Origin of the sequence: Colwellia sp. MB02u-9 (genome assembly GCF_014077085.1) — a bacterium.
Taxonomy (GTDB): domain Bacteria; phylum Pseudomonadota; class Gammaproteobacteria; order Enterobacterales; family Alteromonadaceae; genus Cognaticolwellia.
This window is the reverse complement of record NZ_JACGVF010000095.1, coordinates 208653-223974: the sequence shown is the minus strand read 5'-3', so window position 1 is coordinate 223974 and position 15322 is coordinate 208653. Positions and strand designations below refer to the sequence as shown.

Genomic DNA, 15322 nt, shown 5'->3' with positions numbered 1-15322 from the left:
TACTTATGTGTTAATGACGAATCATGTACATTTATTCCTTACCCCCGCGACTGAAAAAGGTGTCAGTTAATTGATGCAATCATTGGGTTGTTACTATGTGCGCGATATTAATTAGTCTTATTGCCGAACAGGAATTTTGTGCGAAGGGCTAATATGGTTTTAGCGGCCAGTGTCTATTTATGGTCAGGTTTTCAGCATAATGCATTAGGAAAAGCGAGTCGGCTAATCACTCCTCATTATTGTTATAAAAATTGTTATCAAATGTTAGGAATAAATAGTGAGTTGAGACAACAGGCTTATTATGCGTTATTTCACCAGCAGATATCGCCAAAAATTTTGCTTGAAATACAAGAAGCAACAAATAAAGCTTGGGTGCTAGATAGTGAACGGTTTAAAGCTTAAATAGCACAACAAACAGGTAAAAGAGCAAGTCCCTTAACTAGGGGGGCTGATAAAAATCATTTATATATCATGGAAGTAAATAAATAGTTAATGAAAGTTATTAACTCTGATCCTATTGATAGAGGATAGTGAAATACTTGTATTTTTATCTGTATAGAATTAAAGTAAATCAAAAAGATCATGAAAAATTTACTTCATACTAGTTTATTTACGATTCTATTATACGGGTTAGTTTGTCTTTTCGCATATCCGCAATTTGTGATTAGTGCTGAGACAACGCACAATCAGAAAATTAATCAAGAAAATAAAGCCTCATTTGATCTGACTAGTGTCAATGCTAGTACTAATCTGGTTAAAAAATTAGCTCACGAAAAATCAAGCCAACTAGCTGATTCTTTTATCAAGTCTCGCCAGCATTATAATAATGACATTGATTTGAATCATACTACTACCTCTGACCCATTAAATTATCAACGTGCAGTTTTTAAGCAAAACTTCTCGGCTGTTCTAAGTCATTTTGAAAGCAAAGTATTTTTCGCTCTAGCCGAATTTCGGATGAATGTGGAAATGGCTAGTGCCGTATTTTTTGAAAATACAAATTTTCGTTGGGCAAATTTTCAGAGCGGGTTAAATTTATCTCTTAGTCGTTTTAAGGAATAGGCCGATTTCTACATTAGTATATATGAATTTTTGAGTATTGGACGTTTACGCGTTCACATTAGTAAATCCTTAGCTCTTGCTAAAAATAACTGTTTTTTATAAAAATACTGGAGATATACCATGAATAATAATATAAAAAGAACACTCGTGGCTACAGCTGTTTCAGTTGCCCTTACAAGCTCAGCATTTGCTGCCACAGAGATACAACACAACAGAAAGACACTACCCAGGTTTGACTACAATCTCAGTAAGTCATCACCAGCCAACGCACAGGTCAAAGACTCAAGAGGTGCAGGTTTAAGAAGTACCGCTTCTCTTTCAAGCCACAAGATAAAAACCCAAAGCCAAAAGGTGCGTTCAAAAACTGCTTACTTTGATGATACGCTGGGAGTTTCAACCTTTAGTTGGGCTAAGAACAACGACCGCTCGCCTGTTTCTGTGCTGCCCTACAGTAAAGAATACCGTAAGCTTGCCATTAGCAAATCGGCAGGTCATTTTGCCTCCGTTAATGCATTAAAACATGGCGCTACGGCCAAATCACTCGAACAAGCAGAATTGAAATCAGTCCATGACATCGGTCGTGGTGCAGTTATCGTTAAGTACCAACAACGTGTAAATGGCATTGAAGTCCTTGACCGCCAGCTAAATGTGGTGCTCAACCAACAAATGCAGTTGGTTGCCACTTCAGGTTACTTCTCAAAGAACAAAGAATCTAAACATTCACTTAGCAGCCAGTTTAGCGTTTCTGCCTCTGATGCCATCAGTAAAGCCTTTACCGATATGGGTGGGGATGCCATCATTTTAACCAAAGCGAGAGAACAAGCCGAATTTACCCGTTTTACTGCTACGGGCAGTGAAAAATTTTCATTTAGTGAGGAGCCGCGCAGTAAGAAAATTTATTATTCCGCCGGCGACAGATTCATCCCAGCCTACTACATCGAACTATTGGGATCAGCTCTCGACTCATCTGAGTTAGTTGGTTATACCTACATCATATCTGCTGAAGACGGCATTCTTTTACGCCGTAACAGCATGGTTCACAGTGAAGTCTTGCCATTTACCTATAAAGTCTTTGCTGAAGACACTGCACCTTACCGTCCATATGATTACCCAACAGGTGACAAGTCTCCTCATCCTACTGGCATATTCGATTCACCCATCGATGAAACTCAAGCGACCATGAATTACGTCAACATCACCAACGCCGGACTGTCAACCAATGATCCATGGTTAGCTGATGATGCCACCAGCACTTCGGGCAATAACGTCGAAGCTTATGCCGATATCATTGCACCTAACGGTTACCAAGCACCAGACATCGATGCTGACGGCAACCCCACTCCAGGTGACTTGATTGCGGCAACCACCAGTGCCAATATATTTGACTATCCTTATAATATGAACGATGCCGTTGATAACGAAAACAACATGAACGCTGCCATTGTTAACTTATTCTATGTCAACAACTACATGCATGACTTGTATTATGATCATGGTTTTGATGAAGCTTCTGGTAATGCGCAGGTAGATAACTACGGCCGTGGTGGCTTGGACGGAGATCCCATCAAGGCCGAGGCACAAGACTACAGTGGTTTGAACAATGCCAATATGTCGACGCCACTGGATGGTTCATCACCGCAAATGCAAATGTATTTGTTTAAATACCAGCCAAGTAATGACACCACCATGACGATTGCCGGTATTGACAATCTCACTTACCAACTGAGCAACAGCTTAGGCGCGCAAGAATTCGCTGAATTTAGCGCCGATATTGTACGTATGACCCATGGCGTTGATGAAGCCAATGACGGCTGTGAAAGTGCAAACAATGGCGCAGAGGTTGCCGGTAAAATTGCCATGGTTGACCGTGGCGGATGTGCGTTTAAGAGAAAAGCGACCAAGGCTCAGGATGCCGGGGCAGTTGCTGTAATCGTTGTCAATAACAATGTAGACGGTCCGGATGAAGTGATTGATATGGGTGGTACTAAGTCTTCCATCACTATTCCTGCGGTTATGGTTTCTTATAACTCAGGCTTAGATATTGACGCATTATTGCTTGAAGGTTCGGTTCAAGCGACCCTTAGCTCGGTTGCATCAGAGGCGATTTACCGTGACGGCACCATGGATAACCCAATCATCGAGCATGAATGGGGTCACTATATATCCAATCGTTTGATCAGCGGTTTGCACAGCAATGAACAAGGGGGTGCCATGGGCGAGGGTTGGGGTGACTTTATTGCCTTAATGACTATGGTTCGTGAAGAAGATAATTGGCTCAGCGGTAACGATATGTGGCAAGGTATTTATCATACGGGTGCGTATGCATTGAATACTGGTTCATTCTACCATCCCTATTATTTCGGTATTCGTCGTCTGCCCTATACCACCGACATGAACTACAATGCATTGACCTTTAAACACATTAGTGATGGTGTAGCATTGCCGACACATCATCAGGTTAGCGGTGGTGGTGCCGCTATGGCTGGGCTTTTTAACGCAGAAGTTCACGCTGCCGGTGAAATTTGGGCCAACACATTATTTGAAGCCTATGTTGCCTTGCTAAACCGCAAAACGCATAGCTTTGACCAGGCCCAAAGTCGCATGATGGATTACATTGTAGCTGGTATGAAAATTACCCCGTCAGCCCCAACATTCACAGAAGCCCGTGATGCTATTTTAGCCGTTGCCATTGCCAATGACCCTGAAGATTATCAAGTAATGCGCGATGCCTTTACTAAACGTGGTATGGGGGCAAATGCAGTATCACCAGCCCGTTATGATACTGGGTGGCAAGAGGACGGTTTTACCGGCGTTGTTGAAGATTTTATTTCAATACGTAAAGAAGTAGCCTTTTCAGCGGTTGAGACTAATAATAATTACAACGGTATCAATGGTTCATTTTGTGATGCTGATAGTACTTTGGATGTTGGCGAAACAGCGTCTATTACCGTTAGTGCTCAAAACCTCAGTACCTCTGGCATTAGTGGCTTAAGAGCGCAACTGAGTTCAGATGCTGACGTAACATTTAGTAATAATGGCGTGATTGACTTTTCCGATATGGCCCAGTGGAATGACATTGTATCAACCATGGCTGAAGTTAAGCTTAATTCTGCTGCTTTAAATGAAAGCGTTGCCATTACCGTTGAATTTATCTCTGACGATCAAACCATAAGCGTACCTGATCCTCAAGTGATCACGTTTGAGGTTAATCGTGACTTCGTCAAAGATGAGGCTAAATTGGTTGAACGCTTTGAACATATTTATGCCACGTATAATGACTGGACTATCAACAAGGTAGGACCTGAAGATTCAGGCATAGCCGACTGGTTAAATGACTGGGTTGTGGTACCACCAACGATATGGGATTACGGCACGGGCAATTATATGTGGGGACCAAACGGTGACGTAGCGACTGACGTAACCCTTACTACACCAGTGATCAACGTAGCAGCCAGTGGCGATTTTGCGATGAATTTCGAACATTATTACGAGTTCGAAGCCGATTCGTGGGATGGTGGTGTAGTAGAAATCAGCGTAGACGGTGGCGATTGGACCGATGTGGTTGATGCCGGTGGTGTTTTCGATATTGGTTATAATGGTCAAGTTCTTGAGTATAATCCGTACCTGCCAAACCGTAACGCTTTTGTTGAATATCTTACAACAGACTATGCGCCTGAAGCTATTCGCTTTGCTGATGGTCTGTTGAACGGCAAGGATGTACAGTTACGCTTCAGAATTGGTACAGACGGTGCCGTTGGCGGATGGGGTTGGAACATCGACAATGTTACATTCACCAGTGCAACTAATACCATATTTTCGGTCATGGTTGCCGACACCGCAACTTGTGTTAACCGTAACCCGATAGTGACTGTTACTGACCAGATGGTTGACGAAATTACCGACGGTAGCCAGTCTAGGGTAACGTTATCAGCGAGTACTTTAGATCACGATACTGATGAGCTAACCTACAGTTGGACACAAACCTCTGGACCTAATGTAAATTTAAGCGATGCAACAGCTGCTGAATTGACATTTCTTGTTCCTGTCATTGGCACAGATACTGACTTTGGTTTTGAGGTAGTGGTGAACGATGGCACTGTTAACATCAATGCCCACACTATTGTTCATGTTGCAGATGTCAATGTAGCGCCTGTTGTTAGTGGCGGTAAAAGCATTACGCTTGAAGAGACCGAAGCAACTACGCTGGTAGTTTCAGCCACTGACGCAGACGGCGATGACATCAGCTACAACTGGCAAGTTAATGGTGCGGCAGTCTCAAGCAGCACTAATTCTTACCTTTATCATGCGCCACCGGTTGATGCTGATACCACAGCAGTAGTAACGGTCTCGGCAACTGATGGCGATGCTACCAGTGAGGTGGAAACATTCGACATTACGATAAAAAATAAATCAAGTGGCGGTAGTTTAGGTTTGTTATCGTTATTACTTGTTCCTTTCGCCTTTTTCCGTCGTCGGAAGTTTAATAAATAAAGGCACATTATAAGAGCAGCCTGGATGGTTGCTCTTATAGCTGAATATTATTCTATCAATGGGGTCAGAGACATGGTTACTTGAGTCATTGATTATTTATGAAAATCATTAACTCTGATCCCATTGATTGTTGCAGTTCAAAGCGCATGCTTATGTGTTAATGACGAATCATGTACATTTATTACTTACCCCCGCGACTGAAAAAGGTGTCAGTCAATTGATGCAATCATTGGGTTGTTACTATGTGCACTATATTAATTAGTCTTATTGCCGAACAGGAATTTTGTGGGAAGGGCGCTATAAATCTACACTCGTAGATAGTGAACACTATTTTTTAGTGGTGAGCCGATATATTGAATTAAAGCCAGTAAGGGCTAATATGGTTTTAGCGGCCAGTGTCTATTTATGGTCAGGTTATCAGCATAATGCATTAGGAAAAGCGAGTCGGCTAATCACTCCTCATTATTGTTATCAAAATTGTTATCAAATGTTAGGAATAAATAGTGAGTTAAGACAACCGGCTTATTATGCGTTATTTCATTAGCAGATATCGCCAAAAATTTTGCTTGAAATACAAGAAGCAACAAATAAAGCTTGGGTGCTTGGTAGTGAACGATTTAAAGCTAAAATAGCAAGTCCCTTAATTAGGGGAGGTGATAAAAAATCATTTATATATCATGGAAGTAAATAAATAATTAATGAAAGTCATTAACGCTGACCCCATTGATATTGTTAACTCTGACCCCATTGATATTGATAGATGGATACACAAGTCGATAACATAAAAGCAACTGATTGATAATAGAACGAAATGGAGAGTTAATTACTATGGGAATAATACAATGATACAGATTAAAAATATTAAATCACAGCTAAGCTTAATTACATCAGCTATCGCTTTATCTGGTTTATCAGCAATGGCATTTACCCCGAGTGCTTTGGCAGAAGAGGCTAAGGTGGATGAAAACATAGAAACAATTAGTGTTGTTGGCTCAAGACGATTAGGGCGGAGTGTTGAAGATAGCCCTGTCCCCATCGACATTATAGACGCTGATGCAATTATGAATACGGGGCTTACTGAAACCAATCAAATTTTAGGAACATTACTCCCCAGCTTTAACTTTCCTCAACCTTCAATTACCGATGGTACCGACCATGTTCGACCTGCACAATTAAGAGGCTTGGCACCGGATCACACCTTAGTATTAATTAATGGTAAGCGTCGACACAGTAGTGCTTTATTAAATCTAAATGGTTCTTCTGGACGAGGTTCATCAGCTGTCGATATGAACGCCATTCCTGCTAATGCCATTGAGCGAATTGAAGTATTACGTGATGGCGCTGCGGCTCAATATGGTTCAGATGCCATTGCTGGCGTCATTAATATTGTCCTTAAAAGTGCTAATAGTGGCGGCTCAGCATCGGTAACCTATGGTGCTAATGTCTCTACAATGGATGGAGTGCCCACTTTAAAGTCAGTGGGTGTTGGTGATGATGGTGACTTAGCGTTTGTTGAGGGTGGGGATCGCAAAGTCACTGATGGTCAAACATTAACATTAAGAGTTAACTCAGGTTTTGCGCTGGGTGAAGATGGTTTCGTCAATGTATCAGCAGAGCTTCGTAATCGCCATGCGGCCAATCGCGCTGATTATGACCAACGAGAAAATTACGCACGACTTGATGACGGTAGTCTAGACCCACGCGAATTAACAACGAATAGATATAATCATACCTACGGGAATGGCGAGGTGGACGACATCGCACTGTTTGTTAATAGTGGCTACTACCTTAACGAAAATGCTGAACTTTATGCCTTTGGCTCTTATAGCGGCCGAGAAGGTGAGGGAGGTGGGTTTTATCGCCGAGCACAAGACAGTCGTAATATACAAAGTATTTACCCCAATGGTTTTTTACCGGTCATTACGTCAGATATTGCTGATTATTCTTTAGCTGCAGGAGTACGCGGTTATATCAATGATTATAATTATGATCTATCAGCAGTTTACGGCAAAGATGAGTTTCAATTTGGCGTCACTAATAGCTTAAATACCTCATTTGGTCCGTCGAGCCAGACTGAATTTGATGCCGGTACATTAACTTATGATCAACTGACATTAAATGCAGATTTTAGCAAAGAAGTCGATGTTGATATGTTTGACAGTAGCCTCAATGTTGCTTTTGGTTTTGAATATAGAAACGAGGGCTATCAAATTGAAGCCGGTGAAACGGCATCTTACGAACGTGGTACTTTTGGTAGTGGCGGTGCGGTAACTGATCCGATAAATGGTCCATTTGGCTCTGCGGGCTCACAAGTTTTCCCTGGATTTACACCCGCATCAGCAGGCGACAATAGCCGTCATAATGTCAGTGCCTATATTGATCTAGAAGCTGATATTACTGAAATATGGAATTTAACAGTAGCGACACGTTATGAAGATTATTCTGATTTTGGCTCTACGGTAAGTGGTAAAGTTGCTAATAGGATCTCATTAACTGATGAGTTTGCACTGCGCTTTTCGGCTTCAACAGGTTTTAGAGCCCCTTCATTACAGCAACAACATTTCACCTCTATTTCCACTGTTTTCGTTGATGCTGTACCAACAGAAACAGGTACATTTTCACCAAACAGTAATGTGGCTAAGGCACTAGGTTCTCCGGGCTTAGACGCTGAAGATGCCATGAGTATTGGCGGCGGCTTTACTTGGACACCATTGGCTGAATTTAGCTTGTCGGTAGATTATTACCGCATTGATATTGACAATCGCATTGTCTTATCAAACAATTTATCAGGCCCTGAAGTAGAGACCTTGTTAGCAGGTAGTGGTGCCAACCGCGCACGATTTTTCTTAAATGCTATCGATAGTACTACTAAAGGTGTTGATGTAGTTGCAACCTATTCTATGGATATGGCAGAGATGGGCAATTTATTACTTAATGCCGGTTTTAACTACAATAAAAATGAAGTAACTCATGTTATCGATCCACCAACGGTATTACAAAATGCAGGATTTGATCAGGATAATTTATTTTCTGGTAATGAATTGCGTCGATTTGAAGTTGGCTCACCAAAAAGTAAATTGAACCTTAGTGCGACCTGGAATAAAGATAGTTGGTATGCCACGTTAAGAACGACACGTTATGGTGAAACACAAGACCCATCTGACAACCCTGCTCGCAATGAAGTGTTACCTGAAAAGTGGGTGACTGATCTCGATGTGAGTTACGCGCTAACCGAAAGTGTTAAGTTTACTTTAGGGGCGAATAATATTTTTGATGTTTACCCTGATACAACGCGCGAGTTGGTTGAAGATGTAACCACCTTTTCTCGATTGTTCTCTTACTCTGGCTTTTCGCCTTTCGGTTTTACCGGACGATATGTTTATGGAAAAATTAGTGTAACTTTTTAGCCATAATCTAAAAGCTTGAGTGGTATTCGCTGCTCAAGCTTTTTCTTTACATTGATATAATTAACAAGTATTAATGCAATAAGCGTCTGAGGGAGGTTGACGAATTTAGAGGCATATTTTTAGCTTGTTAATTAACGAATTCAATTTATTCTTCATTACTTCCCAATGCTTTTTGATAACCTTACCGACTTACCTCAACTATTAACGGGGTTAGCTATCAATGGAGTCATTGATGTTGTTGATTTTTTCATTGTATTGGACCCCACTGAGGGGTAGACGAGTCTAGATCCTAGGATAATTATTTTGAGTAAAAAAATTGTTATTGCTGGTGCTGGTATTGGTGGTTTGTGCGCCGCGTTAGCATTGGCTAAAAACAAATTTGAGGTGACTGTTTACGAACGAAACCCTCAACTGGGCGAAGTAGGCGCTGGCATACAACTTAGCCCTAACGCCATGCATGTATTACAAACACTTGGTATAGCAGACGAAGTTAAAGCCAAGGCTTTTAGTCCAGATGCAGCAGTGATGCGTCATTATAAAACGGGCAAACCATTCTTTACTGTGCCTTTGGGGGATAACGCCACACAAAAATATGGCGCCGATTACCTGCATATTCACCGTGCTGATTTACATACGGCGCTGTATAATGCCTGTATCAATATGAAGGTAACTATTCACTTAGGTAAAACTATTCAAAGTTACCAGCAAACCCAACAAAATCTAACCATTCAATTTGACAACAATGACAGTATCCAAGCTGACTTGTTAATCGGTGCAGATGGTATCAAGTCAAATATCCAAGCATGTATGTTAGGCAAAAAACCAGCTGAATTTACTGGACAAGTCGCTTGGCGTGGTGTGGTCGAAGCAAGTAAACTCCCGAAAGGATTAATTAAACCCAATGCCAACCTATGGGTAGGACCGGGCAAACATTTCGTTAGCTATTATCTTCGTGGCGGAGACTTAATCAATTTTATTGCCGTGCAAGAACGTAAAAATTGGCAAAAAGAATCGTGGAATGAGCCCGGTGATATCAATGAATTACGCGAGACTTTTAGTGATTGGCATCCTGAGGTAAGCAAATTATTAAACGCAACAGAGCAGTGTTTTTTATGGGCTTTATTCGACAGAAAACCCCTTGAACTATGGTCAGATCTAAAGGTCACACTTTTAGGTGATGCATGCCATCCCATGTTGCCATTTTTAGCTCAAGGTGCAGCGATGGCCATTGAGGATAGTTATGCCTTGGCATATTGTTTATCTCGTGATAGCAATATTGAAAACGCGTTGCAAAGCTATCAAAATATACGTTTACCGCGCACCCGTAATATTCAACTGAATGCGCGTAAAAATGCCGCCTTGTATCATATGAGTTCGCCAATAGAACAGGCCAAATTAGCACTGGTTTCAGGACTATCCCGTATTGGCCTCAGCGATAGAATCGCAGCGAACAAGCTCGATTCCATCTATGCCTATAATATCGTTGAGCAGTTATCAATGGGGCCAGTATCAATGGGATTAGAGTCATAGGTAACTGATAGACGTTTTAGAAAATCAATGTCGTTAGAGTGCTACAATAAATAATAAAGCCGAGTAAGTTAATCGGCTCGAACGTTCCAAAAAAGAGAGTTATGCTTTAAGTCGCATATTTGTCATAAGCTTTTTAATATTAACTGGCGCGCTTAACGTTATTATTATTTTATATAAGTTTATTTATATAAGTTTATTAATTTAAGGGATTCGCACAATGAATAAACTCACTCAAGTTGTTTTCACAAGTTTTATATTGTTAACGGGTTGTGCCGGAAAAGCACCAAACCTAGGTATTGAGAATGGGCAATTAACCCAATGTCCAGATACACCTAATTGTGTTAGTAGCTTTTCAAATAATGAAAAGCACTATATCAAGCCCATTATGATTAAAGGCAAGAGGTTAGAAATCAAAAACGATATTGTGAACATTGTTAATGAATTAAAAAATTCAAAGGTCACAGTGACCGAAAATAGCTATGTTAGGGCTGAGTTTACCTCTAAAGTTTTTGGCTTTGTTGATGATGTAGAATTTTATTTCCCAGAAACAAAGTCTAAAGATACCAGCATACATATTCGCTCTGGCTCTAGAGTGGGTTATTCAGACTTTAACGTTAATCGAGAACGAGTTGAAAAGATTCGGCTTAAATTTGAGGTGCTTAATGTTAATGGATCTGAGTCAATGTAATATCAATGAGGGCAGAATATCAATGGGGTCAGCGTCATAGATTCAGACTCCCATTGATTGCAACATTTTTCAGTATTTGGCTCTCAATAGCATGCTTTTACAGCAGCTAGCCTTATTGTTTTTTTCTTATTTGATTAGCACATTCGGCTAAAACAATCGCGCCAGCGGTTGAAACATTGAGTGAGTTACCCATACCAAACATGGGAATGTGTATTTGTTGATGACTTAATTTTAATGCGGCTTCACTTACGCCTTTACGTTCATTACCTAAAACTAATACGCACTTAGCAGGGTAAGTCACATCAGTATAATCAACTGACTCATGGCATAGCTCAACACTGTAAACTGAATAACCCTCATCCAATAACGTTTGTAAACTTGAGCTGGTATTATCACTATATTCAACACAAACCCATTTAGCTTCATTTCTAGAGGCTTTTTTCATCTTTTTATCTGAAATAGTGAGCGCGCCACAAACAATAACCTTGTCGATAGCAAAAGCATCAGCCAAGCGAATAAAAGCACCGATGTTGTAGCTATTAGTGACATTGTCTAATACCACGATCAAAGGGATTTTTGGCTTGGTTAAGTATTCATCTCGAGTTGGCTTGCTTATTCTAAGGTCTTCTTTGCTAAGTTGTATTTTTGAATGCATTATTTCTACTCTGATTACTTACTATGACGACTTACTATGATTAAGTGCTGATGCTTTTTCCCCCCTACGGCCCCTGTTTCTGAGCATATAGCTGAGCCGAGGATTGTGCGACTTTATCTAGCGAAGATCAAATTAATGTTGATAAGCCATTAAGCCAATTTACATCCACGAGTAAAAGAAAATTAATCAGACATTCATTGTTAATTGAAAAATTCCCACGCCTCTACTAGGATTTATTCACCAGTCAAAGTAAAAGGATTTTCTTCGTTAATTATTATTTCCAACTTTTAGACCCCTACTCCCCAAAAGGGCTCCAACATAAATAACAAATGGATATTATTATTATGAAAAAATTATTAGTCAGTGTAGCGCTATTATCTATGTCTATTTTTTCTGCCTTAGCAGAGGAAAAAACTAATGATACAGTGACATACGATGTCAAACGTGGTTTTGCAGAAACATTTTCTGTCTCTCAGTTCGAGCAGTTAGGTAAGTTTCGAGTGGTGTTAAAACCCATTAGAGGATCAGATTTTGGCCGTGATAAATTTGTTTTAAAAGGTATTAGTAAAGGACTTTTGAATGCTGATTTTACCATAAATCATACTTTTGTTAACAAAGAGCGCACAGGTGTCTTATATACAGCAAATGACACGATTACTATGGTTTATACGGGTGATCCAACTTGTGAAAACGGCGCCGGTAACATACCTTTTGAGGTTGAAGAAACATTACATATTGTCGCGGGCACAGGCATTTATGCGGGTGTTGAACCCGGTGGTTTTATTGTGTTGAAGGGAGTAATAAACAACTGCCCATCTCTAGCTAAATTTGGTCAAAATAATTTTGAGGTAGTAGGTGGCTCTGTAACCATCACTCAGTAAGCTTTAAAAGCTTGATTATACAAAGGGGAATGCTCAGCATTTGAAGTGCATAATGACTAAGCAGCCCTTGCTAACTCTATGTTCAGCCATTAATTTGGCTGACTTAGGTTATTTAATTTTTTTGCCAAATGTTGAGCTTTGCTATCGAGGTTACTATTATTAGTGGCAGTATCAATCTGGTCAGTATCAATTGGGGCAGAGTTTTTGATAGGCTTTTAATCATTAGCTGTCCCGTCCTGAAATACATTTAACATTTAGAACCTTATTAATAAAAGCATCCAACAGACTCATCAGTAAACGCAGACAAGGTGATTATACTTTAGCTTTTAAATTAACTTTCAAATTAGCGGCTAATTTGAAAGTTAACATTTTCATTGGCGGGCATTTACTTATAGCTACGGTTTTTATTTCATCCTAATAGTTAACAATTTTATCCACTTAACGCTTTGTAGTCATGCTGTTGCTATAAAACTTAGCCGGGTGTCTAGTTATTTCCTCGTTGTTTCTCTAACACCAACTTTCTGTAAAATGCATTGATAGCTAGCGCAATATACGGCAATATCATGCTATAAATAATTACTAAGAGAGCCTGATATGCCTGGATTGTTACCCAATATTGACCCTGATGGATTATTAGAATATTCCGTTGTTTACACCGATCGCTCCTTGAACCATATGTCTGGTTCATTCCAGCAGGTCATGCAAGATATTTCTGCCGATTTAAAATCCGTTTACCACGCCCATAGCGCTATTGTCGTTCCCGGTAGTGGCACTTTTGGTATGGAAGCCGTTGCTCGTCAATTTGCGCGTAACAAAAAAGTCTTGGTCGTTCGTAATGGTTGGTTCAGTTATCGCTGGAGCCAAATTTTTGAAATGGGCGATATCCCTAGCAGTGAAACCGTATTAAAAGCGCAACAAATCCGTGATGACGCCCAAGCGCCATTTGCTCCGCCACCTATAGCCGACGTAGTGGCCACTATTTTAGCTGAATCACCTGATGTCGTGTTTGCACCGCATGTAGAAACCTCTGCCGGTATCATGTTACCTGATGACTATATTCAAGCGATGGCAAAAGCCGTGCACCAAGTAGGTGGTATTATGGTGCTTGATTGTATTGCGTCAGGCACTATCTGGGTAGACATGCAAGCAACCGGTGTTGACGTCTTGATTAGTGCGCCACAAAAAGGCTGGAGTGCCTCACCCTGCTGTGGTTTAGTGATGCTCAGCGAACTGGCGCGCCAACAGATAGAGTCAACCACCAGTGATAGTTTTGCTTGTGATCTCAAAAAATGGTTACAAATCATGGAAACTTATGAAAATGGGGGGCATGCCTATCACGCGACTATGCCAACGGATAGCTTGACGCGTTTTAGAGATATTATGCAAGAAACCAAAAGCTATGGTTTTGACAAAGTATGTCAAGAACAACTTGATTTAGGTCAACGTGTTCGCGCATTGCTTACCCAACATGGCATTAACAGTGTTGCCGCTGAAGGCTTTACCGCACCGGGTGTGATTGTAAGCTTTACCAGTGATGATGAATTTCAAAACGGTAAGAAATTTGCCGCTGTTGGTTTACAGATTGCCGCTGGCGTGCCATTACAAGTAGGTGAGCGTGCTGACTTTAAAACTTTCCGTATTGGCTTGTTTGGTTTAGAAAAACTGCATAATATTGACCGGACTGTTGCGCAACTAGAACAAGCGTTGACACGTCTCTTGTAGACGTATTTTGTCGTATGAACTTCGGGCGCTTGTCATGTATTTATCCATGATATTGATGGCAAGCCGTCCAGCATTTTGGTATTAACCTTGAGCGAAATTAGTCAGAAAAATCAACTTAATTCAATTTGATTTACTTAGATATTCATAGTAAATATTAGCCACAAGCAAACCAGTATAGCGTTTAAATATCAGTTCAAACCTTTGCTCACCTTAGCAAGCTGCTTTATGCCCATTGATCATCTAGGCTTGTTCTTAAACCTTGAGCTGTAAGTGATGACGAAACGTAAGCTATTGCAAAAAATGTTCAGCTTAACGATTTGAGTTTAGTGATATCAGGTAAGGCCACTACGCTCAATCGTCAATATTTGAGTGATTCTTTCGGTAAAATAATAAATCTCACTATTATATGATATGCCTAATTTATCCACGATTTATTTCCCAAACGCCGTTTAGTTAGGCTTTTTATTGAGTAATAACCGCACAATTTTTTTGAGCCATCTGTGAACTTATGCCTAGCTTTATTTTTTAATGTTTCTTAGCTGAGGTTTCTTCGTTAATCAGCTGTTAAATCTTGATTGATTGTGCTTACTGTTAATATATAGAGTTGACTGCTGTATTTATTTAGCGTAATTTTGACTTAGACGGAAAAGTCAGAACATACGGAAAAATCGGAATAACCATAAAAGTCGGAACAATCGTAAAATTCAGAGCCACTATTAATCTCCTTAAATGACGGAGTTGAAACTAAAATACTGCCAATTAATCCAGGTTAGTCGTTTACAACATGCACGACACCATCGTGGTCAGGATCAGATTTATTGAAAAATTGTTATACATCAATGATCACCGTCGCTTTAATTGAGACGATATTGAAGTTTTTAGGCTG

9 protein-coding genes are annotated in these 15322 nt (G+C 40.3%); 8 read left to right on the top strand and 1 reads right to left on the bottom strand.

Going from position 1 to position 15322, the window contains the following annotated elements; translation table 11 throughout:
- The first annotated feature begins 582 nt into the window (after positions 1–582).
- From H4J65_RS12030 to H4J65_RS12005, 6 genes are all read left to right on the top strand, one after another.
- A complete protein-coding gene (locus H4J65_RS12030; RefSeq protein ID WP_182185111.1) occupies positions 583–1062 on the top strand; it encodes a hypothetical protein in 480 nt (159 codons plus the stop codon).
- Between the two features lie 120 nt (positions 1063–1182).
- A complete protein-coding gene (locus H4J65_RS12025) occupies positions 1183–5553 on the top strand; it encodes a M36 family metallopeptidase (protein ID WP_182198344.1) in 4371 nt (1456 codons plus the stop codon).
- Positions 5554–5680: 127 nt separating this feature from the next.
- Entirely contained in the window at positions 5681–5815 is a 135-nt protein-coding gene (locus tag H4J65_RS12020) for a transposase (protein WP_310649935.1), read from the top strand.
- A gap of 580 nt (positions 5816–6395) precedes the next feature.
- Positions 6396–8960 carry a TonB-dependent siderophore receptor gene (locus H4J65_RS12015; protein ID WP_182198342.1) on the top strand — a complete coding sequence of 855 codons (2565 nt, stop codon included), beginning with the start codon at positions 6396–6398 and terminating at the stop codon, positions 8958–8960.
- Positions 8961–9263: 303 nt separating this feature from the next.
- Positions 9264–10490, top strand: a complete 1227-nt coding sequence (locus H4J65_RS12010; protein ID WP_182198341.1) for an FAD-dependent monooxygenase — start codon at positions 9264–9266, stop codon at positions 10488–10490.
- 217 nt (positions 10491–10707) lie between these two features.
- Entirely contained in the window at positions 10708–11178 is a 471-nt protein-coding gene (locus H4J65_RS12005; RefSeq protein ID WP_182198340.1) for a DUF1499 domain-containing protein, read from the top strand.
- A 112-nt stretch (positions 11179–11290) separates the two neighbouring features.
- Here the strand turns inward: H4J65_RS12005 and H4J65_RS12000 are convergent, their stop codons facing one another.
- A complete protein-coding gene (locus H4J65_RS12000) occupies positions 11291–11833 on the bottom strand; it encodes a TrmH family RNA methyltransferase (protein WP_182198339.1) in 543 nt (180 codons plus the stop codon).
- 344 nt (positions 11834–12177) lie between these two features.
- On the opposite strand from H4J65_RS12000, the gene H4J65_RS11995 reads away from it, so the two are divergent.
- Together H4J65_RS11995 and H4J65_RS11990 are read left to right on the top strand one after the other, a co-directional pair.
- A complete protein-coding gene (locus H4J65_RS11995) occupies positions 12178–12714 on the top strand; it encodes a hypothetical protein (RefSeq protein WP_182198338.1) in 537 nt (178 codons plus the stop codon).
- Positions 12715–13308: 594 nt separating this feature from the next.
- Positions 13309–14436: an aminotransferase class V-fold PLP-dependent enzyme gene (locus H4J65_RS11990; protein WP_182198337.1), complete on the top strand. Its 1128-nt coding sequence runs from the start codon at positions 13309–13311 to the stop codon at positions 14434–14436.
- The last annotated feature ends 886 nt before the right edge of the window (positions 14437–15322 follow it).